At 54.8% G+C, this 24,427-nt stretch carries 28 protein-coding genes and 2 tRNA genes; 23 read left to right on the top strand and 7 right to left on the bottom strand.

Annotation, left to right across the window (positions count from 1 at the left end; genetic code table 11):
* Positions 1–124: 124 nt before the first annotated feature.
* Complete coding sequence (locus tag J7380_RS19855) at positions 125–1,036, bottom strand: hypothetical protein (protein WP_209198455.1); 912 nt, start codon at positions 1,034–1,036, stop codon at positions 125–127.
* Positions 1,037–1,059: 23 nt separating this feature from the next.
* Positions 1,060–2,040 carry a hypothetical protein gene (locus J7380_RS19850; protein ID WP_209198453.1) on the bottom strand — a complete coding sequence of 327 codons (981 nt, stop codon included), beginning with the start codon at positions 2,038–2,040 and terminating at the stop codon, positions 1,060–1,062.
* A 273-nt stretch (positions 2,041–2,313) separates the two neighbouring features.
* On the opposite strand from J7380_RS19850, the gene J7380_RS19845 reads away from it, so the two are divergent.
* A protein-coding gene (locus tag J7380_RS19845) for an IS5 family transposase (RefSeq protein ID WP_247742669.1) occupies positions 2,314–3,068 on the top strand; the annotation gives its coding sequence in 2 pieces (ribosomal slippage) (positions 2,314–2,650 and positions 2,650–3,068; 756 coding nt in all).
* 339 nt (positions 3,069–3,407) lie between these two features.
* Here the strand turns inward: J7380_RS19845 and J7380_RS19840 are convergent.
* Positions 3,408–3,482 (bottom strand) — tRNA-Thr (locus J7380_RS19840).
* 83 nt (positions 3,483–3,565) lie between these two features.
* Here J7380_RS19840 and J7380_RS19835 point away from each other — a divergent pair.
* The 10 genes from J7380_RS19835 (at position 3,566) to J7380_RS19790 (ending at position 10,280) form a co-directional block, all read left to right on the top strand.
* Positions 3,566–3,721, top strand: coding sequence for a hypothetical protein (locus tag J7380_RS19835; RefSeq protein ID WP_170353278.1), 156 nt, complete (start codon positions 3,566–3,568; stop codon positions 3,719–3,721).
* A gap of 6 nt (positions 3,722–3,727) precedes the next feature.
* The gene (murA, locus tag J7380_RS19830) at positions 3,728–4,996 is read left to right on the top strand and encodes a UDP-N-acetylglucosamine 1-carboxyvinyltransferase (RefSeq protein WP_170353277.1); all 1,269 of its coding nucleotides are present in this window, start codon (positions 3,728–3,730) and stop codon (positions 4,994–4,996) included.
* Positions 4,996–5,472: a DUF2948 family protein gene (locus tag J7380_RS19825; RefSeq protein ID WP_209198451.1), complete on the top strand. Its 477-nt coding sequence runs from the start codon at positions 4,996–4,998 to the stop codon at positions 5,470–5,472. The genes murA and J7380_RS19825 overlap by 1 nt, the downstream gene beginning before the upstream one ends.
* A gap of 46 nt (positions 5,473–5,518) precedes the next feature.
* Entirely contained in the window at positions 5,519–6,022 is a 504-nt protein-coding gene (locus J7380_RS19820; RefSeq protein WP_247742668.1) for a GNAT family N-acetyltransferase, read from the top strand.
* A gap of 23 nt (positions 6,023–6,045) precedes the next feature.
* Positions 6,046–7,347: a histidinol dehydrogenase gene (gene hisD, locus J7380_RS19815; protein WP_209198449.1), complete on the top strand. Its 1,302-nt coding sequence runs from the start codon at positions 6,046–6,048 to the stop codon at positions 7,345–7,347.
* 120 nt (positions 7,348–7,467) lie between these two features.
* A complete protein-coding gene (locus tag J7380_RS19810) occupies positions 7,468–8,265 on the top strand; it encodes a hypothetical protein (RefSeq protein ID WP_209198447.1) in 798 nt (265 codons plus the stop codon).
* Between the two features lie 86 nt (positions 8,266–8,351).
* Positions 8,352–8,831 (top strand): UPF0262 family protein, encoded by a 480-nt coding sequence (locus J7380_RS19805; RefSeq protein ID WP_209198445.1) that lies wholly within the window; start codon positions 8,352–8,354, stop codon positions 8,829–8,831.
* A 3-nt stretch (positions 8,832–8,834) separates the two neighbouring features.
* Complete coding sequence (locus J7380_RS19800) at positions 8,835–9,287, top strand: low molecular weight phosphatase family protein (RefSeq protein WP_170353273.1); 453 nt, start codon at positions 8,835–8,837, stop codon at positions 9,285–9,287.
* 2 nt (positions 9,288–9,289) lie between these two features.
* Positions 9,290–9,688, top strand: a complete 399-nt coding sequence (locus J7380_RS19795) for a ketosteroid isomerase-related protein (RefSeq protein ID WP_209198437.1) — start codon at positions 9,290–9,292, stop codon at positions 9,686–9,688.
* On the top strand, positions 9,681–10,280 hold the full coding sequence (locus J7380_RS19790; RefSeq protein WP_209198430.1) for a GNAT family N-acetyltransferase: 600 nt from the start codon (positions 9,681–9,683) through the stop codon (positions 10,278–10,280). Before J7380_RS19795 ends, J7380_RS19790 begins: the two co-directional genes overlap by 8 nt.
* A gap of 15 nt (positions 10,281–10,295) precedes the next feature.
* Here J7380_RS19790 and J7380_RS19785 read toward each other — a convergent pair whose 3' ends face one another.
* The gene (locus J7380_RS19785) at positions 10,296–10,511 is read right to left on the bottom strand and encodes a hypothetical protein (RefSeq protein WP_209198423.1); all 216 of its coding nucleotides are present in this window, start codon (positions 10,509–10,511) and stop codon (positions 10,296–10,298) included.
* A 137-nt stretch (positions 10,512–10,648) separates the two neighbouring features.
* Between J7380_RS19785 and J7380_RS19780 the strand changes: the two genes are divergently transcribed.
* The 7 genes from J7380_RS19780 (at position 10,649) to J7380_RS19750 (ending at position 14,326) form a co-directional block, all read left to right on the top strand.
* The gene (locus J7380_RS19780; protein WP_209198422.1) at positions 10,649–11,527 is read left to right on the top strand and encodes a carbon-nitrogen hydrolase family protein; all 879 of its coding nucleotides are present in this window, start codon (positions 10,649–10,651) and stop codon (positions 11,525–11,527) included.
* An 87-nt stretch (positions 11,528–11,614) separates the two neighbouring features.
* On the top strand, positions 11,615–11,833 hold the full coding sequence (infA, locus tag J7380_RS19775) for a translation initiation factor IF-1 (RefSeq protein ID WP_005978431.1): 219 nt from the start codon (positions 11,615–11,617) through the stop codon (positions 11,831–11,833).
* Positions 11,834–11,844: 11 nt separating this feature from the next.
* On the top strand, positions 11,845–12,423 hold the full coding sequence (locus tag J7380_RS19770; RefSeq protein ID WP_209198420.1) for a Maf family protein: 579 nt from the start codon (positions 11,845–11,847) through the stop codon (positions 12,421–12,423).
* Positions 12,420–13,442, top strand: coding sequence for a ribonuclease E/G (locus J7380_RS19765; protein WP_209198418.1), 1,023 nt, complete (start codon positions 12,420–12,422; stop codon positions 13,440–13,442). The genes J7380_RS19770 and J7380_RS19765 overlap by 4 nt, the downstream gene beginning before the upstream one ends.
* Positions 13,439–13,621, top strand: a complete 183-nt coding sequence (yacG, locus tag J7380_RS19760) for a DNA gyrase inhibitor YacG (RefSeq protein WP_209198417.1) — start codon at positions 13,439–13,441, stop codon at positions 13,619–13,621. Before J7380_RS19765 ends, yacG begins: the two co-directional genes overlap by 4 nt.
* A gap of 80 nt (positions 13,622–13,701) precedes the next feature.
* Positions 13,702–13,776: transfer RNA gene (locus tag J7380_RS19755), tRNA-Phe, on the top strand.
* 136 nt (positions 13,777–13,912) lie between these two features.
* Positions 13,913–14,326, top strand: a complete 414-nt coding sequence (locus J7380_RS19750) for a hypothetical protein (RefSeq protein ID WP_209198415.1) — start codon at positions 13,913–13,915, stop codon at positions 14,324–14,326.
* A 36-nt stretch (positions 14,327–14,362) separates the two neighbouring features.
* On the opposite strand, the gene J7380_RS19745 is transcribed toward J7380_RS19750, so the two are convergent.
* From J7380_RS19745 to J7380_RS19735, 3 genes are all read right to left on the bottom strand, one after another.
* A complete protein-coding gene (locus J7380_RS19745; protein ID WP_209198412.1) occupies positions 14,363–14,581 on the bottom strand; it encodes a hypothetical protein in 219 nt (72 codons plus the stop codon).
* A 92-nt stretch (positions 14,582–14,673) separates the two neighbouring features.
* Positions 14,674–14,970, bottom strand: coding sequence for a hypothetical protein (locus tag J7380_RS19740; RefSeq protein ID WP_209198411.1), 297 nt, complete (start codon positions 14,968–14,970; stop codon positions 14,674–14,676).
* Complete coding sequence (locus tag J7380_RS19735) at positions 14,971–15,183, bottom strand: helix-turn-helix domain-containing protein (protein ID WP_209198407.1); 213 nt, start codon at positions 15,181–15,183, stop codon at positions 14,971–14,973.
* Positions 15,184–15,307: 124 nt separating this feature from the next.
* Here J7380_RS19735 and J7380_RS19730 point away from each other — a divergent pair, with 124 nt between their 5' ends.
* Genes J7380_RS19730 through J7380_RS19710 form a run of 5 tightly spaced genes read left to right on the top strand, consistent with a single transcriptional unit; the run spans position 15,308 to position 24,179 of the window.
* The gene (locus J7380_RS19730) at positions 15,308–15,736 is read left to right on the top strand and encodes a helix-turn-helix transcriptional regulator (protein ID WP_209198406.1); all 429 of its coding nucleotides are present in this window, start codon (positions 15,308–15,310) and stop codon (positions 15,734–15,736) included.
* On the top strand, positions 15,736–18,063 hold the full coding sequence (locus J7380_RS19725) for a class I SAM-dependent DNA methyltransferase (RefSeq protein ID WP_209198404.1): 2,328 nt from the start codon (positions 15,736–15,738) through the stop codon (positions 18,061–18,063). Before J7380_RS19730 ends, J7380_RS19725 begins: the two co-directional genes overlap by 1 nt.
* 3 nt (positions 18,064–18,066) lie before the next feature.
* Positions 18,067–19,902, top strand: coding sequence for a DUF262 domain-containing protein (locus J7380_RS19720; protein ID WP_209198402.1), 1,836 nt, complete (start codon positions 18,067–18,069; stop codon positions 19,900–19,902).
* On the top strand, positions 19,902–21,206 hold the full coding sequence (locus J7380_RS19715; RefSeq protein WP_209198399.1) for a restriction endonuclease subunit S: 1,305 nt from the start codon (positions 19,902–19,904) through the stop codon (positions 21,204–21,206). Before J7380_RS19720 ends, J7380_RS19715 begins: the two co-directional genes overlap by 1 nt.
* A 15-nt stretch (positions 21,207–21,221) precedes the next feature.
* Entirely contained in the window at positions 21,222–24,179 is a 2,958-nt protein-coding gene (locus J7380_RS19710; RefSeq protein WP_209198396.1) for a DEAD/DEAH box helicase family protein, read from the top strand.
* Positions 24,180–24,427 lie beyond the last annotated feature (248 nt).

Here is a 24,427-nt window from a genome sequence, read left to right as displayed (position 1 = left end):
AGGCTGAAGACGCTCCATCTGTTCGTCAGTCAGCCAGAATAGATTGCTCATGAAATACCCCTGAAACTCAGGCGCTTGAATCACGCAGCCAAGTCGACCGCAACCAAATTAATGGGTCCAGAGCCTAGTCAATTCTGCCACCTTTTTTTGGCAAACTGACAAGCTTGTCGATCCAATTCTTCTTTTTAGGTTCTGCCTTGCTTTCGGTAGGCACCTGCAATGATGGGTCCGGCATTGTACTGTGCGGCTTGCCGCGATAACTGCTGCGGGGATCACTTGCAGTGTACTTGTCGTCCCACAATGCCTGCTCTCCGATTTGCCGAGACGTTCCCCGGCCAGTGTTGACCTCTACGTCAAACATGAAGTCCCCGTCAGCCACGATCATAGTTGTAAACCCGCTGTGGTAATTTCGATAGTTTAGATTCTTAGTCTGAAATGTGGAAATCAGGTATTCATCTGTGTCGTAACCTTTAAGCACGTGGTCCCAATGATGTGTGGGCGCCGCGCGGAAACAGCTATTGGCGCCTCCTACGGCAAAAGGATTTGCCTGGTCTGTGATTTTGACATAGTGATGGCCGCTATCCCCAAACGGTTCTGTGACTCGGCCATGGTCATGCTTTGTGTTTGTGCAGCCGGTGAACAGGCCAAAACGCAAACCATTCGGAGCGACTTTTCCATAATTCTCTTCAATCGCATCCACCAGCTTGGGAATAAATCCTGCTTTGTAGCCATGATCATCTTCCATCATGGCTATATGGTCGGGCAGGTACATTTCCTGACCAAGCCGCAAACACATGTTCCGAGCATGTGCCATAGACAAATTGTTTGATAAAAGAAGGAACACTCGATCTTCTTGTTCAAACTGCCGAAGGTAGGCCCACTTTTCTTCACGCCCGTGTTCGGGTTCAGTAGAGTCGTGGATGATTAGGCGAGCATCATTTCGCTGAGTTTCTTCTATTACGGAGGGTAAAGTCTGCTCGACCTCGTTCAAGTTTCCATAAGAGCCATATATGCTGAGAATTTTGGTTTTCTGCACGCTGTGGTCCTTCTAATTATGTATTAGTCTTCCAACTGCCGTAACCATAGTTCGACAGTATTAAGCTCACGTTTTTCAGTGATGCCAATTCTGCTTAAAGCCTCGTATGAAAGATACAGGTCTTGGGGCATTCCAGTGTATTGCACTTCATCAAGCGCCCTCATCATTTCATCGAAGCGAACATAGAGAACCCACTCGGATTCAAGATCCTTCAGAAAATTGTGCTCATTTCGTTCTTGAAGTGCAGTTGGACCGTAGAATCCGATTCCGCCGCCCAAAGCCCAGATACAATACTGAGCTACATATGACTTTATGATGTCAGTGGCTCGAAACGAAACCGTGCATGGCAAGTAAAGATAAGGAAACGCCTTCGGCTCAGTCCAAACAGTGTTCTGGGTATTGAAGGCGCACAGGACATTTGGCGCCAACACGTATCCACCAGCGTCGCGAAAGGCGAAGCCTTCGGTACTAAAGTGCTCAGACGTCAGTCGATAAATTGCGTCGACATCGGGATCGCCATTGACCATGCCTTGCCAGATATAGGCTTGGGTCGTTGCACTGTCATCGATCTCAATTTCTTGCCTAAGGTTAATTCTATCAAGGGGAAAGCCCCTCGGCCACACATGTTGATCGGAGAAAAGTCGATAAACGTTGGGATAGCGTGGACTGGTGATCTGTCGCACTGATTCTAAGTCCGGCAATTTTGGCCAACCCGCCAACGGTATATTGTCGTCGTCGGTTTCGGCTATGGTTGTAGCGCCATTTTTAATCGCGTGCAGATAGCCGAGGTTCTTCCGCGAATAGTGGTTGAACGGGACAGCCGCAGAAAACTCCGGAAACTGACTTTCTTGTTCGGCCACATCAAGAAACCTAACGGGCAAATTGGAGAATGATCCAGGTGTCTTTCGATCCCCAACAACGATCAGTTCGTGGTCAAGCGCAATCCACTTGTCTATAATTTCGCTTGGCGCGTTGATGGTCGTGAGCACTACAGTCGAGGTCACCTTTAGTATCTCCCTTGCAACGATTTCTGACTAGGACAGATTTTTTAAGCTCATTTGACGTGCAATGCAGTAGCCCCTCCTGACGATGAATCCAAGGCGTTTGTAGATCTGTCTTCCAACTAGGTTAATCACCGAATTAACCGACCGCTTTGGGCTCAACGCTGTCATCTGACGGTTTTTGTCGGATGACGGCTTCATCCCGGCCTGCGGACTTCACCGGGCTGATTCCATCCGCGACAACCTCGTGATTCAAGGGCGACAGGAGGATTTTTCATGTCGCATCTGTTCTGGCTCGACCGCGAGCACCTAGCCCGCATCAAGCACATGTTCCCGAAACCACGGGGCGTTGCCCGGTCTGACGACCGTACTGTTCTCAGCGGTATCATCCATGTCATCCGCAACGGCCTGCGATGGCGGGACGCACCAGCCGAGTACGGCCCGCACAAGACGCTCTATAATCGGTTTGTCAGGTGGTCACGCCTGGGTGTCTTTGCGAGCATCTTCCGGGAACTGGCAGAACCGGGGTCGGACGGTGAAACCATCATGATCGACAGCACCCACTTGAAGGCGCATCGAACGGCGGCAAGCCTCTCAAAAGGGGGACTCAGACTCGGGCAATCGGTCGAACCAAAGGCGGCCTGAACAGTAAGTTGCACACAGTTTGCGACGGACGCGGGCGACCTCTGACTTTTTTCCTCTCTGTCGGGCAGATGAGCGATGCCAAATGTGCCTTGGTTTTGCTTGGTAGCCTGCCACCCGCCAAAATGCTGCTGGGCGACAAAGGATATGATACAGACTGGTTCCGGCAGGCACTGGCCGAGCGCGGCATCAATGCGTGTATTCCGCCACGCCGAGGACGACGGAACCCTGCCGATCATGATGCCAGGCTGTATCGCAAGTGGCACCGGGTTGAGAACTTGTTTGCTCGACTAAAAGACTGGCGTCGTATCGCGACCCGCTATGACCGATGTGGTGAACTGTTCCTGTCGACAATCTGCATCGCCGCGACCGTCATATTTTGGTTATGAGTCCTGACCCTAGCACGGCATCTGAGGCAGGATGAATGCGGCACCGAACGGTAAAAACGCGGGTGAAAATGTACCATTTGAGGCGGCAGGTATCTGGGAACGCTGGAAAAACCCCTCAGTACTCAGCACCTGCACCCGGTTTATGCTGCGTTTGGGGTTTTGGGGCTTGGGGCAAACGGCAAAACGCGGGGTGACACTGCCAGTTGAGGCGGCGCATGTGGCTGGGATTGCTAGGGAAAGCGCCGAGGGCGGAACCCTCATTTTTTTGGCGTGGTGTTACCCCGGTGTTACCCCAACGGCGCTGGGATTTGGCGGGCGGTGTATAAAGCATTGAAAAGATGGTGCTGCTGGAGAGAATTGAACTCTCGACCTCTCCCTTACCAAGGGAGTGCTCTACCTCTGAGCTACAGCAGCGCTGTGGGCGGGTGATTAGACTCAAACGAAACGCGGCGCAAGGGTATCTGGACGGTTTTTTTCGCCTCCTGTAGAGAAAGATCATGGCAGACAAAGATACACCAAAAAAACACGGCAAATCCGGCGATCCGCGCGAGGAGCGACTGAAGGCTGCGCTTAAGGCGAATATGGCGCGACGTAAGGCGCAAGCCAAGGCGCGGGCGGTATCCGGAGAGAAGACCGACAAGGACGAGGGATAAGAGCACATGGATTCGATTCTGGTTACGGGCAATGGTCCGCTGAACGGTCAAATACCGATTGCGGGGGCCAAGAACGCTTGTCTCACGTTAATGCCCGCGACGCTGCTGAGCGAAGAGCCGCTGACGCTGACAAACGCACCGCGGTTGAGCGACATCAAGACAATGACGGCCTTGCTGCAATCGCTGGGGGCCGAAGTGTCGGCGCTGCAGGACGGGCAAGTGCTGGCCATGTCCAGCCACAACCTGACCAGCCATACCGCTGATTACGAGATAGTGCGCAAGATGCGCGCCTCGAATCTGGTGCTGGGTCCGCTGCTGGCGCGCTTTGGTGAGGCCGTGGTCTCGTTGCCTGGCGGCTGCGCGATTGGTGCGCGACCTATGGATCTGCATGTTGAGGGGCTTGAGGCGCTGGGCGCTGAGATCGAGTTGAAGGACGGGTACCTGCACGCCAAAACGTCGGGTGGGTTGAAAGGGGCCGTGCATGAGATGCGGTTTGCCTCTGTCGGCGCGACCGAGAACATCGTCATGGCTGCCACGCTGGCCAAAGGCACTACCGTGCTGAAAAACGCCGCGCGTGAGCCCGAGATCGTCGATCTGGTAGAGTGTCTGCGTAAGATGGGTGCGCAGATCTCGGGCGAAGGGACTTCGACAATCGAAATTCAAGGCGTCGACCGGTTGCACGGTGCAACCCATCAGGTTGTAACGGATCGGATCGAATTGGGTACCTATATGCTGGCACCGGCGATCTGTGGCGGCGAGGTTGAACTCCTGGGCGGACGGATGTCTCTTGTCGACTCGTTCGCCGCCAAGCTGGATGCTGCAGGCATTGATGTCACGGAAACAGCAAACGGGTTGAAAGTTGCGCGCAAGAACGGACGCGTACGGTCTGTCGATGTTGTCACCGAACCCTTCCCCGGATTTCCGACCGATTTGCAGGCACAGATGATGGCGCTGATGTGCACTGCCGAAGGCGTGTCCGTTCTTGAAGAGCGGATTTTCGAGAATCGGTTTATGCACGCTCCTGAACTGGTACGTATGGGGGCCAATATCGAGGTCCATGGCGGTACCGCTACGGTAACGGGCGTCGAGCGTCTGAAAGGTGCACCGGTGATGGCGACGGACCTTCGCGCCTCGGTCTCGTTGATTCTGGCCGGTTTGGCGGCCGAAGGTGAGACGACTGTAAGCCGGGTCTATCATTTGGACCGGGGATATGAACATGTGGTGCGCAAGCTGGAAGGCGTGGGTGCAAAGATTGAACGGATCAAGGGCCAGTAATGACAGACGCAAGTTTCCACGACGGTCGTGAGGCCCCGCTGAACCTGGGGGCAGAGGATGCGGATGACCTTCAGGTGATTTCGACCCTGACGCAGGACGCGGTGTTCCCCATCACCGAGATGACATGGCGTCCGTCGGAGCGTCGATTTGGTCTGTTGCTGAACCGGTTCCGCTGGGAAGACAAAGATGCTGCAAGCCAACGCGACCGTCCGTTTGAACGGGTCCAAGCGCTGCTTGTTTTCGATTCCGTCCTGTCGGTTGCCAGCCAGGGGGTGGACCGCAGCGACAAGGACATGGTCATGTCCCTGCTGTCGGTTGATTTCGAGCCCGACGAAGATGGCGCGGGTCATATTGTTTTGACGCTGGCCGGGGACGGAGCGATCCGTTTGACGGTCGAGGCTCTGGACGTCACCCTCAAGGATGTGACCCGGCCCTATCAGGCGCCTTCTGGTCAGGCTCCGCATCATCCGGAATAAACGGGGCATAGCACAAGCCTTTGCCAGACCCTCAACGGGTCTGGTTTTGCGTCCGGCGACCGTGTTTGACGTGTTTCAGATCAGTCAGGTGTTGATCCGGTCGATTACCTACCTTGGTGCAGCAGATCATCGGAAAGATCCCGATCTGCTGGCGGCGTGGAGTGCGAACAAAGACCCCCAGACGATCCGACGCTGGTTGCAATCGGGAACCGAGCTTTGGTTGGCCGAAATGGACGGCCAAGTCTCGGGCGTCGGGGCTTTGCGTTTCGGGTCGGAAATCACGTTGTTGTATGTCGATCCGGCCTATGTTCGGCGCGGTGTCGGGTTGGCCCTGCTGGTTCGAATGGAGCACGAGCTTGCGCAGCAAGGCTGCACGATTGCGCATCTGAACGCCACCGCAACAGCGCGTGCATTCTATCGCCGATATGGTTGGCAGGATGCGGGTGGCCCTGAACAATGGTGCGGAATGCGACATTATCCTATGCGCAAATCGTTGCACCCACCCGACGAAGGGTTGAGACCATCTGCTGCGGGCGATATGTCCCGGTAAAATCCCGTTCGGAGTGCCTGCTCATGCCCGTTTTCCTTGATACGACCTCGCCCGAGTTCGAGCTCGCCTTTCAGGCGTTGTTGTCAGCAAAACGCGAGGACAGCCCGGACGTAGACGCGATTGTGGCTGAGATCATCGAAGATGTTCGCAATCGCGGCGATGCTGCGGTGATCGAGCTGACCACGAAATTCGACCGGCTTGAGTTGACGCCTGACACTCTGGCCTTTTCTGCCGAAGAAATCGCGGCTGCGGTGGCGCAGGTCTCGGATGAGGATCGCGCCGCGCTGGAGCTGGCCGCCGCGCGCATCCGCGCCTATCACGAAAAGCAGTTGCCTGAGGATCACGAATGGACGGATGAAGCCGGGGCGACTTTGGGCTGGCGCTGGTCGGCGGTGTCTGCTGCGGGGCTTTATGTGCCCGGCGGGCTAGCGTCCTACCCGTCCTCGGTTTTGATGAATGCGATTCCGGCTAAGGTGGCGGGGGTTGAAAGGCTGGCCATTGCGGTGCCGACGCCGGATGGGGTGGTGAACCCGCTTGTCCTGCTGGCGGCGCAGCTTTCAGGTGTGGATACGATCTATCGCATCGGTGGTGCTCAGGCGATTGCAGCGCTGGCTTACGGCACTGACTCGGTCGCGCCGGTGGACAAGATTACCGGCCCCGGCAACGCCTTTGTCGCTGCTGCCAAGCGTCGCGTGTTCGGCAAGGTGGGCATCGACATGATTGCGGGCCCGTCCGAGATTCTGGTCATCGCCGACAAGGACAACGACCCCGACTGGATCGCGCTGGATTTGCTGAGTCAGGCGGAACATGACGAAAGTGCACAGTCGATCCTGATCACCGATGATGCGGCGTTCGGGCAGGCTGTGGCCGAGGCCGTGGACAAACGGCTTGAGACAATACAACGCCGCGCAATAGCCGGCTCCAGCTGGCGTGATTTTGGTGCGGTGATCACTGTGTGTGATCTGGACGAGGCAGCAGCCCTGTCCAACCGGATCGCCCCGGAACATCTTGAGCTTTGCGTGGGCGACCCTGTGGCGCTTAGCAAGAAAACCGTTCACGCGGGCGCAATTTTTCTGGGTCAATACACTCCTGAGGCCATCGGCGATTATGTGGGTGGTCCTAACCATGTTCTGCCCACGGCGCGATCGGCGCGGTTTTCTTCGGGGCTCAGCGTGATGGACTTTCTCAAACGCACAACACTCAGCCAGATGACACCTGCTGCGCTGCGGGCCATCGGCCCTGCGGCCGAACAACTTGCGAAATCGGAAAGCCTTGAGGCACATGGCTTGTCGGTCACTGCAAGATTGAAACGCTTGAACGACTAATCGGCTATGGTTTGAGGGTCACAACGCCCTGCACCATTCTTATTCAATAAACAATAGGTCTTGATCTTACTCACGGAACTGAGGCGACTTTCTGACGTGACAACGTCGGAAGAAGTAAGTTTGGAACGTGTAGCAACATTGTGGATCGGCAAGCGGTTCAGCTATCTGGAGCACCTTTGCCTGAAGTCCTTTGCGGATGTCGACCAGACGCCCATTGTTTACCACTATGGCGAGCTTGAAGACATTCCGGACTATGTCGAAGCGCGTGATGCGCGGGAAATCTTTGATGTTTCTGAAATCTACCGTGACCCGATCACGCGATCAGTTGCCGTTCATGCCGATCTTTTTCGTCTAAAGCTCATGCAACAGACCGACTATATCTGGGTCGATGCGGATGCCTATGCCCTTCGGCCATTCGAAACCAACGCAGGATATCTTTTTCCAAAAGCGAATTTGGCGCGGCAGCGCATGATGAACGGCGTTGTCGCGTTGCCGCGCGACAGTTCTGCGCTGCAAAAGATGTGTCGCTTTGCCTTTGAAAGCGATCTTGTTCCATTCTGGTGGTCGGAGGATCATCAGAAGGTGTATCGCGAACTCTACGGCCGCTCCTCATATTGGAGCCTCCCCTTGTCGACTCTGGGGCCACCACTTTTTTTCCATTGCATTTATGGCTCGCCAGAACACGACATGAGTTCGGCTCGAACCGAACTGTATGCTGTGCCTTTAAGGCATCGCAGGTTGTGGAATGACCCGGATATGTCAAAGCTCGATTTTTTAGAGTGGCAAAACAAAATGTCGATCCATTTCTTTGGTTCGTGGTTCCGAAAGATGTTTCGTGAAATGGAGATCAACCGGGGGTCTTTGGTCGATACACTCCTGTCAAAGCACGGGATTGACCCCTCCAAACATCCTTTGTGACGAATTGGCCTAGACCGATTTTCTGCGCGTTGCCCATTCACTTTTCTTAGGATATGGCTGTCTCAACCCTTATGGACCAGACACCCATGACCCGCATTTCGCATATCGAACTGGACGACCGAAACCTGCCTCCGCCGACGCCCGAGATCGAACAGGAGCGCAAGGTCGCGATCTATGATCTGCTTGAGGATAACAGCTTCGCGCTGCCCGCGCGCGACGACCGCGTGGTGCCTGACGGCCCCTATCATCTGCAACTGTCCATTCGGGACAAACGGTTGGTTTTTGACGTTGCCACCGAGGCCGAAGAAAAGGCGGCCGAGTTTCACCTTTCGCTGGGGCCCTTCAAGCAAGTTGTCAAAGACTATTTCCAGATTTGCGAAAGCTATTTTGATGCAGTGAAGTCGCTGCCACCCAGTCAGATCGAAACCATCGACATGGCGCGGCGCGGCATACACAACGAAGGCAGCCGGGTTCTGCAGGAAAGGCTTGATGGCAAAGCCGAAGTGGACACCGATACAGCCCGCCGCCTGTTCACGCTGATTTGCGTATTGCACTTTGGGGGCTGACGGGTGACGTCTCTGCCGCAGTCCATTCTGTTCTGTTGCGACCACAACTCGGTTCGGTCCCCGATGGCCGAAGGCATCATGAAAAAGTTCTACGGCACCGGTACCTATGTGCAATCTGCCGGTGTCCATAACGATCTGGAGATCGACGGTTTCTGCGTCGCCGTCTGCCAGGAAATCGGCGTTGAGCTTTCGCGACACAGGTCGCGTTCCTTCGACGAGATGCAGGAATGGGGCGATGACCTCAGCTCGTTCGACCTGATCGTCGCGTTGTCACCCGCCAGCCAAAGGCGAGCGTTGGATTTGACGCGGATTTTTCATCTGGATGTCGATTATTGGCCAATAATGGACCCTACCGGACTGGGCGAAAGTCGTGAAGACAAGCTAACTCACTATCGACAGACCCGCGATCAGATTATCAAACATCTGAAGGACCGCTGGGGCGAACCGACGGAGTGACCATGAACCAGACCGTGAAAACCTATTTCGATGCCTTCAACGCAGGCGATGTCGACGGCATGTTAGCCTGCCTGTCCGATGGCATTGCCCATCACGTGAATGAAGGGCAGATTCGTGTGGGTAAAGAAAAATTTGCTGCCTTCTGCGCCCATATGAACCGCTGCTACCGCGAGAACCTGACCGATATCGTGGTGTTCGACGCCGAAGGTGGAACCCGTGCTGCAGCGGAGTTCATTGTGAACGGTACCTATCTTGAAACAGACGACGGCCTGCCCGAGGCGCATGGTCAAACCTACCGCCTGCCCGCCGGGTCGTTCTTTGACCTCAAGGACGGCAAAATCACCCGGGTCACCACCTTCTACAATCTGGCTGATTGGACCAAGCAGGTCTCGAATGGCTGAGGTCTCGGCCGTCCACCCTCTGACCGGCGCGGCGCTTGAGGCCGTTCTGGACGATGTGGCCCGGTTGCGCATCAAGGTGTTTCACGCGTGGCCCTATCTCTATGATGGGGATCTGAGCTATGAGCGGAAGTACCTGCAAGCCTACCGCGACAGTGCCCGATCCATCGTGGTCGGGGCCTTTGACGGCGACCGTCTGATCGGGGCCTCGACCGGCGCGCCGCTGGCCGATCATGCCGAAGACTTTGCTGCGGCCTTTGACGGGTCAGGTGTGGATTTGTCGGATGTTTTCTATTGCGCGGAATCCGTTCTGCTGCCGGACTACCGGGGGCAGGCTGTTGGTCATAAATTCTTTGATCACCGCGAAGCCCACGCGCGCGCTTTGGGTTTTGCGAAATGCGCCTTTTGCAGCGTGCAGCGCCCTGTCGATCATCCGATGCGTCCAGAAAGCTACCGGCCCCTGGATGCGTTCTGGCGGGCACGCGGGTATGAACCTTTACCCGGTGTCGTGGCGCAGTTTTCGTGGAAGGATATCGGAGAAAACGGCGAGACGCAGAAACCGTTGCAGTTCTGGATCAGGGATCTGAACGCATAACTGCGCCGTTCGGTCTCAGCGTGTCTGTTTGCGGCTGAGAAGGCCGTACTTCACCGCCCATCCGCGAAAGGACCGGCGTTTGGGCTTTTCCAGACGAACTTCGGTTTTTGTTTGTGCCCCGCCTTTGCGATTGAATTCGAACACGTCAATGACACGTTCGGCGCAGCCGCAGGCCTCGCCCATACCGACCTTGGCGAAATAGAACTTTTCGAAGCTTTCGGGGTTTTGCATGGTGATCCTCCTGACCTATTGAACCAAGTCTGGGCCGGTAAGCCAATTCACTTTCCCGTCGGATCTCGGCCGGGTCTATACATATCGCGCGATCCTGTCTTAGGGTCGCGCCAATCCAATGCTGAAGGACGCAGCCCATGAAAGTCGCAACCGCCGCCTATGACCTCGACTGGCTCGACAGTTGGGCGCAGTACGAAGACAAGATGGACCACTGGGTGGCCGAGGCCGCCGGGCAGGGGGCCGAGTTGCTGGTCTTCCCCGAATATGGCGCGATGGAGCTGTCGACGTTGGACGGGACCGATGTGGCAGGCGATCTGGAACGTTCGATCCGCGCCGTGTCGGATCGGATGGTTGATGCGCAGGCCCTACATCAACGGCTGGCACGCGAATATGGCACCTATATTTTGGGCGCGTCTGCGCCGGTTGTGGATGGGCCGGGCCGCCCGGTGAACCGAGCGACGCTTTATGCGCCCGATGGCCAGAAGGATCACCAAGACAAGCAAATCATGACCCGGTTCGAGCGTGAGGCTTGGGATATCGCGTCCGGGGGCCCGCTGAAACTGTTCGACACGAAGTTGGGCAAGATCGGCGTTCTTATCTGCTATGACAGTGAATTTCCCCTGCTGGGTCGCGCGCTGAGTGAGGCGGACCTGATCCTTGTACCGTCATGCACCGAGGCGCTCTCGGGCTATTGGCGGGTGCGGATTGGCGCGATGGCGCGCGCGCTGGAAAACCAGTGTGTGACGGTCATGGCCTCGCTGGTCGGCAAGAACGAGTGGTCCGAGGCCGTGGATATGAACACAGGCACCGGTGGCATCTTTGGCCCGCCTGACAAAGGGTTCCCCGGCACCGGCGTGTTGGCCGAAGGACAATTGAACCAACCCGGCTGGACTTACGCCGATATCGACCTGTCGGCTATTGCCGAAGTCCGCGCCGATGGCCATGTGCTGAACCGAACCCATTGGGATGAGCAAACGCCCCGAGTCGAATCGGTCACAATCTCTGCTCTTTCGTGATTCCGGCCTTGAAATAAGCCCGAAATAGGCTCATTTAAGCGCACATCCTCGCAGATTCTGCGAGTGCAACGTAAATGTGGAGACAACATGGCCAAGGAAGATACGCTCGAATTTCCCGGTGTCGTGAAGGAACTCCTGCCTAATGCGACGTTTCGGGTCGAGCTGGAAAACGGCCATGAGATCATCGCACATACGGCGGGCAAGATGCGCAAGAACCGCATCCGTGTTCTGGCTGGCGACAAAGTTCAGGTCGAGATGACCCCTTATGATCTGACCAAGGGTCGGATCAACTACCGCTTCAAGTAACGCCTTATCTCATGGCGTTTATCCTCGGATCGGGCAGCCCAAGGCGGCTGGACCTGTTGGCCCAGCTTGGCGTGCAGCCCGATGCGATCCGCCCCCCTGACATCGACGAAACCCCGCTGAACGGCGAGTTGCCGGTACCGTACTGCAGCCGCATCACGCGCGAAAAAGTGCAGGCGGTGCAGGCGGATAGTGACGATATCACTTTATGCGCGGACACCACCGTGGCGTTGGGCCGCCGCATTCTGGGCAAGCCCGAAAATGCAGGCCAAGCGGCCGAGTTTCTGCACGCCCTGTCCGGGCGTCGTCACCGGGTGATCACTTCGGTCGCAGTGCGGCGCGGGGATCGGGTGCTGCAACGCGACGTGGTCTCGCAGGTCAAGGTCAAGCGCCTGTCGGATGTTGAGATCAACGCCTATCTGACAACCGGAGACTGGCAGGGAAAGGCGGGCGCCTACGCCATCCAAGGCCCCGCTGGCGCCTTCATCCCGTGGATTTCGGGCTCGTTCACCGGTATCGTCGGTCTGCCCCTGTCTGAAACCGCCGCCCTTTTGCAAGGTATCGGCTATCCCCTGTATCGTGAGGCATCATGAAGGGTCGCACCATCGTTCTGGATCACATCAACGACCGCGAGGCGGCCGCGTTGATGGTCGACGGCAAGCTGGATGATTTCCTGATCGCCGCCGATGCGCCCGCACCGGGCACGATCTACCGCGCCCGCGCAGATCGGCCCGTGAAAGGGCAGGGCGGCATGTTTCTGTCCACACCCGACGGCCCGGCGTTTCTGCGGCAGGTCAAGGGACTCGCCCCCGGAGCGCTGCTGCTGGTGCAGGTGACGGGCTATGCCGAGCCGGGCAAAGCCCTGCCCGTGACCGATCGTGTCCTGTTCAAAAGTCGCTACGCGATTGTCACCCCCGACGCGCCCGGTCTGAACATCTCGCGCTCGATCCGAGATGAGGATGAACGTGACCGCCTGCTTGAGATCGCGCATGAGGTGATGGAGGGCAGCGGTTACGGCCTGATCCTGCGCTCGTGTTGCGCGGGTGAGGACGCGGGCGAGATCGCCGAAGATATCAGCGCCATGCTGGCCCATGCCGATCAGGTGATGAATGATACAGGGACCGAGCCCGAATTGCTGCTTGAAGGCGACGGCCCTCATGTTCTGGCCTGGCGCGACTGGACAGACCCGGCCGAGGTCGTAACCCAAGCCGGAGGGTTCGAGACACAGGGCATTCTGGACGCTCTGGACACAGCGCGTGGGATCGCCGAGCCTTTGCCCGGCGGAGGGCATCTGTACATTCAACCCACCCGAGCACTTGTTGCGGTGGACGTGAACACTGGCTCGGATACGTCTCTGGCGGCGGGCACCAAGGCCAATTTCACCTGTGCCAAAACGCTGGCCCGCGCCTTGCGGGTACGCGGCTTGGGTGGACAGATCACGCTGGACCTAGCGCCGATGCCCAAGAAGGACCGCCGAGGGTTCGAGTCCGCCCTGCGCGCTGCCTTCAAGTCCGACCCGATCGAAACCACACTGGCAGGCTGGACGCCGCTAGGGCATTTTGAATTGCAGCGCAGACGGGCTCGGTTGCCGCTGAGCGAGGTGCTGAAATGACCTGTCCGATTTGTGCTGAAGACACTGTTCAGACGTACCGCCCGTTTTGCTCAAAACGTTGTGCTGATCTGGACCTTGCCAAGTGGTTGAACGGTTCATATTCGGTCCCGTCTCAGAGGGAGGAGGACGTTGACGCCGATGTCGAGACGGAAGAAACTGATCATTCTCGTCCGCATTGAAAAAATGTTGAAAAAGGCTCTGGACACTGCCAGTGGCAAGTCATAGAACGCCTCCACCCAACGATGAACATCGTTCCCATGCCCGGGTAGCTCAGGGGTAGAGCAGTGGATTGAAAATCCTCGTGTCGGTGGTTCGATTCCGCCCCCGGGCACCACTTCCTAGATTTAGATCAAATCTAGTGTTAGACGTTTCGAGAACATCCTTGAAAACATTGGGTTATCCATAACTAGATTCAATCTAGTTCTCCGAGGCGGGGTTGTCGATTACGCACGAACTCCCACATTTGCGCTATGGCAAGTATTTCAAAGCATAAGAACGGTTGGCGTTCTCAAGTCTACGTCAATGGGATTCGCCGATCCAAACTGTTCGACACCAAGACTGAAGCCAAGATTTGGGCGACCTACACCGAGGCGGAACTGCGGCAGCAGCGTGATGATGCACGTGATGGTGTGATCAAGTTTTCAGCTTTGCTTGATGAGTACGACAGGCGGGTAAGCGTCCACAAAAAGGGCCATGATTGGGAACTGAAGCAGTTCGTTGTTCTCAAGCGGACAAAGATATCCAGCATGATGGTCCATGACATTACTAAGGCCGACATCAGCCGGTGGAAGGACGACCGGCTAAGCGAGGTGTCAGGATCGACGGTAAACCGACAGATGAACTTGCTTTCACATATATTCACCAAAGCCGTGGAATGGGGTTAAGCGAAAGATGCATTCATTTGGTACTATGCAACGCAGTCAACGCTCATACGCTGCTGCCAGGTGCGGTTCTATGGCGGCGTGGTAACGCTGATCTTCAAGGTTCTGCACCTGCCGTGCATAGCTGGCTTTGATTTCTAAGGGCGGCAAACCCGTTTCACGTCGGATGAGATTGCGTTTGAGCAGCCTCTGGTAGATGGCCTGCTTTTCCTCATTGGTGACCTCGATATCCACCATGACTTCAACTTCATTTGTCACGAAAAAACGCTCCCTCGACTTTTTGTCACGAACGGTGACCCACCTCTATTTGGGGAAAGAGGTGGGCCGATGGGGTAGATTTCCGTAAGGGATCAGCAGCCAGTATTGGCGATCTGGGCCTGGGCATCACGCTCCAGCTTTTCCACCAGATCAGGATTGGCGTCTTTCCAGGCCACGTAGGCCAAATAGGCGGTCTGGTTTACTTCGACTTGTTCACGGGTGGACAATGCGTCGTAGTCATCACGGGTCACACCATCGACGAACAACAGTTTAACGTCGGTGTAGGTATCAACACAGGCTACGGCTTCAGCCTGGTTGAGAACTCGTATCTCGGCAGTTTTCGAGCACAGGAAATATGCGGCAATCAGGGCAAGGGCTTCAGCGGTCAATCAGGTCTCCTTCTTTGTCGGTTGATCGACTTGCACAAGGTCTTCAACGCTGATGTCACCACCACTCGCCGCGATGATGGCCTGCATTGTTTGGCGATGCGGCACCACCTGGCCACGCCTGATCCTGTAGATCGTGGCGGGATCGACATTGATCCGCTGAGCGAACTTTGGCCCAGAAATCTTGTTGGCGGTCAGGTAATCATCCAGCGTCATAATGTGCAATTTGCATATTATGCATGATTCGGAAATCCTTAAAGTTGTACTATTTCCCAGTTGCACTTCAATCTCATTGCATTTCGTGCATTATTAATGAGGCGCAGATGTTCTGGGGGTTTTGGTGCTTCACGATGATCTCAAAAAGGCGAGGCTGGATGCGGGCCTGACAACGGCTCAGGCCGCTGAAAAGCTTGGTATCAACCAAAGCTCGTTGAGCCGCATTGAGACCGGGGATACCGCCGTATCCTCGCAGCGGCTGATTGATCTGGCACGGCTTTATGGTGTGTCGCCATCGAAGCTCTTAGATGGGGCCGTTGTGAATGCACTTGCCGAGGAAGACCTGAACCGTCTGGGTCAGGTCATCACCTTCGTTGAAGACGTTCTTCAGGGCCAAGAAACCCGACCATCACCGGAAACTATACGCGATACCATCCTGGCAATCTTTCGTCAGGAATCTGAGGCGGCATGGGAAACCGGAGCCGAGTTCAATCCGGCACGGTACCGAGACCTCATCAGTATTTTAATCAAGAAAAGAATTGAGCGGGAATAATGGATCATACGTCTCACAACAAAATCGTCAGCTTCATCTGGTCCATTGCGGATGATTGCCTTCGCGATGTCTTTGTTCGCGGCAAATACCGCGATGTCATCCTACCAATGTTTGTGCTGCGTCGTCTGGATTGCCTGCTGGAACCAACTAAGCAAGAAGTCCGCGATGAGATGAAATTCCAGACCGAAGACGCCGGTCTAACTGAATTGGATTCAGCGGGTCTCCGTGAGGCTTCCGGCTATGTCTTCTACAACACCTCGGAATGGACGCTGAAGTCATTGCTGGGCAACCCTTCGCAGCTAGAAGCCAACATGGATGCCTACCTGAACGGTTTCAGCGACAACGTGAAAGAAATCATCGTCAACTTCGATCTGCGGACACAGGTGCGTAAGATGATAGCCTCTGACGTGCTCTTTGATGTGATTGAGAAATACGTATCTGAAGACATCAACTTAACACCCCATGACAAACGTGGTCCTGATGGCCGTATTCAGCCTGCCTTGACCAACCTCGGCATGGGGTATGTGTTTGAGGAACTGATCCGGAAGTTCAACGAAGAGAACAACGAAGAAGCCGGTGAACACTTCACACCACGTGAGGTGATCAAGTTGATGACACACCTGTTGTTCGATCCGGTTAAAGACGATTTGCCACCCGTTTTGACGGTCTATGACCCGGCTTGTGGTTCCGGAGGTATGCTGACCGAGGCACAGAACTTCATTACTGATCCCGATGGCGGGATCAAATCCACTGCCGATGTCTACATCTATGGCAAGGAGGTAAACCCAGAGACTTTTGCTATCTGTAAGTCGGACATGATGATCAAGGGTAACAACCCAGAGAACATCAAACTCGGCTCCACACTGGCGACCAACGACTTCTCCACCATGAAGTTCGACTTCATGCTGTCGAACCCGCCCTACGGCAAATCTTGGAAGACCGACCAGAAGTACATCAAGGATGGTAAGGACGTTCTGGACCCCCGCTTCCAGGTCGATCTTGCCAACTATGACGGTGAAATCGAAACCTGTGATGCCACGCCACGCTCCTCGGATGGCCAGCTTCTGTTCCTGATGGAGATGGCCGATAAGATGCGAAAGCTGGCCAACAACCCGCAGGGTTCGCGGATCGCCTCGGTTCACAACGGATCGTCCCTGTTCACCGGTGATGCAGGTGGCGGAGAAAGCAACATCCGCCGCCACCTGATCGAAAAGGACATGGTTGAGGCGATAATCCAGCTTCCCAACAACCTATTCTACAACACCGGCATCACCACATACATTTGGGTCGTGACCAACAACAAACCCGCCCATCGCAAGGGTAAGGTCCAACTGATCAATGCGTCTGAGATGTACACCAAGCGACGCAAGAACCTGGGTGAGAAGAACTGTGATCTGAGCGATGATCACATCGAAACGATCACCGATCTTTACATGTCACTGGCCGATGAAGGCGTATCCAAAGTCTTCGACAATGCCGCCTTCGGCTACCACAAAGTCATCGTCGAACGGCCTCTGCGGAAGAAGGCTCAGTTCACCCCAGAACGCATCGCTACCCTCCGCTTCACCGGCGGCATGCAAGAGGTCATGGGGTGGGTCTATGAAAAATATGGGAATGAGGTTTACACCAATCTCAAAGACCACAATCAGGCCATTCAAGACTATCTGGAGCGGGAGGAGATCACCTTATCGCCCAAGAACCGCAAAGCCCTGCTTGATCCCAAGACCTGGATCGCTCAGCGGGACCTGATGGAAGAGGCCGACCGGTTGATGGCCTCCATCGGGCAGGACCTCTATGATGATTTCAACATCTTCAAGGCCAAGGTCGATGCTGATCTCAAGGCCCGCAAGGTAAAGCTTGCCGCTGCACAGAAAAACCAAATCCTGAACGCGGTATCATGGCGGGATGAGGGTGCCGCCAAGGTCATAAAGAAGGTGCATAAACTCACCGGCTCCAAGCTGGATGACCTGCTGACCAAGCTCGACACCACCGCAGCAGAATTGCGCGATCACGGATACTGGCCCACCAGCAATGCGGGTGAATACATCGAGTATGAAGCCGACAGCGACCTACGTGACAGCGAGAACGTGCCGCTGAAGGACGACATACACGGTTACTTCCTAAGAGAGGTGCGTCCGCATGTAGATGATGCCTGGCTGGATATATCCTCGGTCAAGATCGGCTATGAGATCAGCTTCAACCGCTATTTCTATCAGCACAAACCGCTACGTGATCTGAACGAGGTCGCCCAGGATATTCTGGAGCTTGAAAAGGAAACTGAAGGTCTGCTGAAGCGACTGGTCAGCCTCACTGGTGAGGAGGCTTGATCGATGCAGAACATTGAAGGCGACGACAAAACACTCGAAGTCCTGCTGTCAGGTGCTGCATTCGGCATCGACTATTACCAACGCGAATACCGTTGGGAACGCAAACAGCTTCAGGAACTGGTGGACGACCTACACGGCCAATTTCTTCAAACCTGGAACCCAAACAAACCAGACACGCCCCTGGAGGAGCAGTCCCGATACTTCCTTGGTTCCATAGTGATCAGCAAAGCAGGCGATGTGCGTAACATCGTTGACGGTCAGCAACGCATTACCACGCTAACGTTGCTGCTGATCTATCTGAACCACCTACAAAACGACATGGCCAAGAAGGTCAAAAAGATCGAGTCTCTGGTGTTCGACGAGGACCCCGGCGGTTACAAATTCAAGCTCGACATACCGGAACGCAATGATTGTATGTCCGCTCTTCTGAACGGCGAAGGGTACAACCCCGAAGGCAAGTCAGACTCCGTCCGTAACCTGGTCGAACGCTACGATGACCTTGGTGAAATCTTCCCCAAGGATATGACCGACGACGCCCTCCACATTTTCATTTGGTGGATCATCCGCAACGTGAAGCTGATAGAAATCACCGCCCATGATCACGGTGATGCCTATACGATCTTTGAGACCATGAACGACCGTGGCCTGTCACTTTCGCCAACAGACATGTTGAAGGGCTATCTGCTGGCCAACATCGAGGACCCGGCTAAGCGGCTGGAAGCAGACACACTCATCAAGAAATATCTGGGTAAGCTCGCGGAGTATGGCAAAGAGACCGAAGCCGACTTCTTCAAGGCTTGGCTACGATCACAATATGCCACGGATATCAGGGCCAGGAAGAAAGACGCCAAGCCCGAAGACTTCGACAAGATCGGCACGGAGTATCACCGCTGGGTGCGTCACAACGAACAGGCCCTGGGCCTTCAATCCAGTTACGATTTCTATCAGTTTGTGGTCCGCGACATGCGTGTCTTCGGTGATCTCTATCTGAAGCTGCTTGATGCGTCCGCCACCCGCACCAAAGGCTTGGAGAGCGTCAAATACAACGCGGATGCAGGGTTCACCCTCCAACACCACGTGATCCTGTCTGCGATCTCGGTCGAGGATGATCCTGCCACCATCAGCATCAAGATGGCCGTTGCCGCCGACTTCATCGACAGTTGGTTGAACCTCCGCTTCTGGAACTACAAATCCACCAGCTACTCGCAAATGCAGTACGCGGTGTTCACGGTCATCCGTGATATTCGCGGCAAGTCCCTGGCTGAAATCCGCACCGTTCTTCACAAACGATTGCTGGAAGAGATGGACGAGATCGACTTCTCCATTCCGGTGGGTCTGAACCAGTTCACCTCCAAGGCCATCCACCGCCAGTTGGCCCGCTTCACCGACTGGTTGGAACAGCAATCCGGTGAACCCGGTCACTACGAGAATTACATCGTTCGTTCAGGCCAAAACGCCTATGAGGTCGAGCACATCTGGGCTGATCACTACGACCGGTTCATGGATGAGTTCGACCAACAGAACGCCTTTGATCAGCATCGCAATCGCATTGGCGGGCTGCTGCTGTTGCCCAAGAAGATCAACGCCAGCCTCAACGATATGACCTATGATGAGAAGCTGCCGCACTACCTGAAACAGAACGCGCTGGCTCAGTCGCTGCACGAGGAATTCTACAGCAACAATCCCGGCTTCCGGCAGACCATTACCAAACACGACCTGCCGTTTCATTCCCATGATAGCTTCGCCAAGGCCGATCTTGAGGAACGTTCACGGCTTTATTGCCAACTGGCCGCACTGATCTGGTCTCCTGATCGCCTTCTGGATGGGGAGGCTGCGTGATGTTGGATCAAGAACCCCGGTATGAGAGCTACAAGGACAGCGGTGAAATCTGGTTGGGAAAAGTACCAACCGATTGGTCGCTTGAGAACATACGAGCGGTTACAGAGCTAAAGAGCAAACGCGGTGAACCCGATCTACGGGTGCTTTCGGTGTACCGCGACTACGGTGTCATTCCGAAAGACTCCCGTGACGACAACCACAATGCCACTTCCTTGGATACTTCCAACTACAAGGTCGTGGAGCCCGGTGATCTCGTCGTCAACAAGATGAAAGCCTGGCAAGGCTCTATGGGGGTGAGTGAGCACCGTGGGATTGTTAGCCCCGCATACATCACCTGCAAAACAGACGCCGACAAAGTTGTGCCTCGCTTCTTGCACTACTTGCTGCGATCTCAACCCTTCATAGCGGTCTACAACTCGCTTTCCTACGGCGTCCGCATTGGCCAGTGGGATATGCACTACGAGGATTTCAAGAAAATCCCGCTGGCCTACCCCGACCTCGACACCCAGAACCGCATCGTGAGTTTTCTTGACGAAAAAACCGCTGAGATTGATGCGGCGATTGCCAAGAAGCGGCGGTTGATTGATCTGCTGAACGAACAAAAGGTCATCCTGATCAACCGTGCCGTGACCAAGGGCCTCAACCCCGACGCCCCCATGAAAGACAGCGGCGTGGACTGGATCGGCGAGATACCGGCTCATTGGGAAATCAAACAGCTTAGATACATCAGCAGCAAAGTGGGTAGTGGCGTTACTCCCACCGGTGGGTCAGCAGTGTATCCTGATGAAGGAATTTTCTTTCTGAGGAGCCAGAATGTTCACTTCGATGGGCTCCGGCTTAAAGATGTTAAGTTCATCTCCGAAAAAACAAATCGAGAGATGTCAAACAGCCAAGTCTGCAAAAATGACGTTCTGCTAAACATCACAGGAGCATCCATCGGAAGAAGTTGTGTCTACGATTTGGATGACGCGGCAAACGTCAATCAGCACGTCTGTATCATTCGTCCGAAAAAAGGCATTTCCTCACAGTTTTTAAGCTCCTTGTTTGAGGCACGGGTAGGTTCAGAACAAGTATGGTTGGCACAGAATGGGGCAAGTCGCGAGGGCCTCAACTTTGCGGACCTACGTGGCTTTGTTCTTCCGATCCCACCCGCCGAAGAACAGTTGCAAATTCAAAATTTCTTGTCTGCTACTCAAGCGGAATATCGTGCTGCTTTTGATGCAGTCGAAGCAGAAATTTCCACACTTAATGAATTCAAACAAACTGTGATCGCCAACGCGGTCACTGGGAAAATCAAGATTTAATCAGAGGTATTGGGCATGGTCAGTGAAACGAGTGAAAAAGCCTTAGAGGACTTAATCGAAGCGGCGTTTCTGTCGGCTGACTATGTCCAAGGCAGCAACAAGGATTTCGATGCGGACCTGGCCCTAGACACCAAACAGTTCTGGGCCTTCCTTGAGGCCACGCAATCAGATGAACTCGACAAGCTGCGGCCCTATGCCGATTGGCAGGCCCGTGTCCTCAACCGTCTCAACAACAAGATCAAGAAGGATGGTATCCTCACAGTTCTGAAGAAGGGCTTGAGCGTTGAGAGTGCTCATCTCAAGCTGCTCTACCGTCTGCCCTACAACACCCTGAACCCCGAGGTGGAGCGGCTGTTTGACGCCAATATCTTCTCGGTCACTCGGCAGGTGCATTTCTCCAACTCTACACCGATGGACTCGGTTGATATGGTGCTGTTCATCAACGGTCTGCCCATCGTGACCATGGAGTTAAAGCAGCCGTGGAAGGGCCAAAACGTCCATCACGCCCGCAAGCAGTACCAGGACCGGAACCACCGTGAGCCGCTGTTCGAATTTGGTCGCTGTCTGGTGCATTTCGCCGTGGATACCCATGATGTGTCGATGGCCACCAAGCTGGCAGGTAAGAGCACATTCTTCCTGCCGTTCAACAAAGGTGATGGCCACGGCAAGGGCAACCCGATCAACCCAACGGGCCACAAGACCGCATACCTTTGGGAAGAGGTGCTGGAGAAGCGATCCCTCACCAACATCATCGAGCACTTTGCTAAGATGGTGGAAGAAGTGAACAAGGAGACCGGCAAGAAGACCAAGACCCTCTTCTTCCCTCGTTACCACCAGTTGGACGTGGTGCGGCAGGTGTTGAACGATGTGAAATCCAACGGTGTGGGGCAAAGGTATCTGATCCAGCACTCGGCGGGTTCAGGTAAGTCGAACTCCATCACCTGGCTCGGGTATCAGTTGATCGAAACCTACAATGCCGTAGGCACCGCCAACATCTTTGACAGCGTGATCGTCGTCACGGATCGGCGGGTGCTGGACAAGCAGTTGAAGGATAACATTCGGGCGTTCTCTGAGGTGAAGAACGTCGTGGCCCATGCCTACAACTCGGCTGAACTGAAAAGTGCGTTGGAGAATGGTAAGAAGCTGATCATCACCACGATCCAGAAGTTCCCATGGATTTTGGATGGTATCTCGGACCTGTCCGACCGGAAGTTCGCAGTGATCATTGATGAGGCCCATTCCTCACAATCTGGTAGTGCGGCAGACAAGATGAACGAAGCCATCAGCGGTGGTGGTGACGAGGAAGAGCCGGAGGACCTGCAAGACAAAATCCTGGCGGCGATGGCCCGCCGGAAGATGGGCAACAACGCCTCGTTCTTTGCCTTCACCGCCACGCCGAAGAATACCACCTTGGAACGCTTTGGTCGGCAGAACGCCGAAGGCAAGTTTGTGCCGTTCCATCTCTATTCGATGAAGCAGGCGATTGAGGAACAGTTCATCCTCGATGTGCTGAAGAACTACACCACCTATAAAAGCTACTACGAGCTTCAGAAATCCATCGAGGATAACCCGGAGTTCAACACCAAGAAGGCCCAGGGCAAGCTGCGGGCCTACGTCGAAGCACATCCAGACACGATCAAGACCAAAGCTGCGATCATGCTCGACCATTTCCGCGACAACGTGGTTCGCCCCAAGAAACTGAAGGGCAAAGCACGGGCTATGGTCGTCACCCGCAACATCGAATCCGCCATTCGATACTTCCTGGCCATCAGAGAGACTCTGAACGCCGCAGGGAGCCCGTACAAGGCCGTGGTGGCCTTTACTGGCAAGAAGATGGTCGATGGCGTTGAGCACACTGAGGACAGCCTCAACGGCTTCCCAGGCAACGATATCGCCAAGAAGTTCAAAGACGATGAGTACCGCATCCTGGTCGTAGCCAACAAATTCCTGACAGGCTTCGATGAACCGATGCTCACCACCATGTATGTGGATAAGAAGTTACAGGGCGTATTGGCGGTACAGACGCTGTCCCGGCTTAATCGTGCCAACAAGAAGCTGGGTAAGGAAGAGACTTTCATACTCGATTTCCACAACACGGTTGAGGACATCAAGGATGCTTTCGATCCGTTCTACACCTCAACGGCCTTGAGCCAGCCGACCGACGTGAACGTCCTGCATGACCTGAAGGATCACCTTGATGACACGGGCATCTATGAGTGGGACGAGGTGGTTCAGTTCAATGAACTGTTCTTTGATGGTGTGGAGGCGGATCAGTTATCGCCGATCCTTGATACTGCGGCTGGCCGGTTTGATGAACTTGATGATGACGATAAGATCGGCATCAAGATCAAGGCCAAACAGTTTGTGAAAATCTACGCCCAGGTGGCCTGCATCATACCGTTCGAAAACGCCGAGTGGGAGATGCTACACTGGTTCCTCAAGTTTCTAATCCCGGAGATGAAGGTCAAAGACAAAGACCAGGATGAGATCGACGGTCTCTTGGACAGCGTGGACCTGACCACCTATGGGCTGGAGAGGGTTAAGATTGGGCATACCATCGGTCTGGACGACAGTGACAGTGAGATTGATCCACCCAATGCAAACCCTAGAGGCGGTCATGATGACCCAGAAACTGATCCATTGGACATGATCATTGCCGCGTTCAACGAACGATATTTCAATGGTTGGGATGCAACACCGGAAGAACAGCGGATCAAGTTGATCAACATCCTGAACCACGCCATGAGCGATCCTGCATTCCAGGATAAGGTGGTGGCGAACCCTGATCAGCAGAACCGCCGGATCGCCAGTGAGGCTCTATTTGAAAAGGCCATGCGTAACGAACGTCGTAGAGAGATAGATCTCTATAAGAAATACGCATCAGACGATGACTTCAAATCTGGATTGCACGAAGCCCTAATGCGGATGATGGAGCAGATGCTGAAGTCTAATTCTAGGCCAGGAGCGATGTAGTGTTTCTTCGTGCCGGTTGGTGCTAGTGAGACCACCGCTTACACACTATTTGAAGAATCCTTATAAACCAAGGGAGATGGTGACCCTGCCGGGGTCACCATCTCGCTCAGATTGTAGTTCTAGAGTCTCACCAAGTGGTGGGAGGTTGTCAGATAATTTCCGATGCTGTCGCTGTCTGGCGAAAATCCAAAGTTTACCCACAAATTACGCATTTGGACAAAACGACCATAAAAATAATGTGTTTTCGA

Source organism: Ruegeria sp. R8_1, from assembly GCF_017743815.1.
Taxonomy (GTDB): domain Bacteria; phylum Pseudomonadota; class Alphaproteobacteria; order Rhodobacterales; family Rhodobacteraceae; genus Ruegeria; species Ruegeria lacuscaerulensis_A.
This window is presented reverse-complemented; position numbering and strand designations above follow the sequence as displayed.

Coding starts and splice junctions, on each gene's coding strand:
- J7380_RS19835 (WP_170353278.1), top strand. CDS start 3,566: ATGGCAGACAAAGATACACCAAAAAAACACGGCAAATCCGGCGATCCG.
- murA (WP_170353277.1), top strand. CDS start 3,728: ATGGATTCGATTCTGGTTACGGGCAATGGTCCGCTGAACGGTCAAATA.
- J7380_RS19825 (WP_209198451.1), top strand. CDS start 4,996: ATGACAGACGCAAGTTTCCACGACGGTCGTGAGGCCCCGCTGAACCTG.
- hisD (WP_209198449.1), top strand. CDS start 6,046: ATGCCCGTTTTCCTTGATACGACCTCGCCCGAGTTCGAGCTCGCCTTT.
- J7380_RS19805 (WP_209198445.1), top strand. CDS start 8,352: ATGACCCGCATTTCGCATATCGAACTGGACGACCGAAACCTGCCTCCG.
- J7380_RS19795 (WP_209198437.1), top strand. CDS start 9,290: ATGAACCAGACCGTGAAAACCTATTTCGATGCCTTCAACGCAGGCGAT.
- J7380_RS19790 (WP_209198430.1), top strand. CDS start 9,681: ATGGCTGAGGTCTCGGCCGTCCACCCTCTGACCGGCGCGGCGCTTGAG.
- J7380_RS19785 (WP_209198423.1), bottom strand. CDS start 10,511: ATGCAAAACCCCGAAAGCTTCGAAAAGTTCTATTTCGCCAAGGTCGGT.
- J7380_RS19780 (WP_209198422.1), top strand. CDS start 10,649: ATGAAAGTCGCAACCGCCGCCTATGACCTCGACTGGCTCGACAGTTGG.
- infA (WP_005978431.1), top strand. CDS start 11,615: ATGGCCAAGGAAGATACGCTCGAATTTCCCGGTGTCGTGAAGGAACTC.
- J7380_RS19770 (WP_209198420.1), top strand. CDS start 11,845: ATGGCGTTTATCCTCGGATCGGGCAGCCCAAGGCGGCTGGACCTGTTG.
- J7380_RS19765 (WP_209198418.1), top strand. CDS start 12,420: ATGAAGGGTCGCACCATCGTTCTGGATCACATCAACGACCGCGAGGCG.
- yacG (WP_209198417.1), top strand. CDS start 13,439: ATGACCTGTCCGATTTGTGCTGAAGACACTGTTCAGACGTACCGCCCG.
- J7380_RS19750 (WP_209198415.1), top strand. CDS start 13,913: ATGGCAAGTATTTCAAAGCATAAGAACGGTTGGCGTTCTCAAGTCTAC.
- J7380_RS19735 (WP_209198407.1), bottom strand. CDS start 15,183: ATGACGCTGGATGATTACCTGACCGCCAACAAGATTTCTGGGCCAAAG.
- J7380_RS19725 (WP_209198404.1), top strand. CDS start 15,736: ATGGATCATACGTCTCACAACAAAATCGTCAGCTTCATCTGGTCCATT.
- J7380_RS19720 (WP_209198402.1), top strand. CDS start 18,067: ATGCAGAACATTGAAGGCGACGACAAAACACTCGAAGTCCTGCTGTCA.
- J7380_RS19715 (WP_209198399.1), top strand. CDS start 19,902: ATGTTGGATCAAGAACCCCGGTATGAGAGCTACAAGGACAGCGGTGAA.
- J7380_RS19710 (WP_209198396.1), top strand. CDS start 21,222: ATGGTCAGTGAAACGAGTGAAAAAGCCTTAGAGGACTTAATCGAAGCG.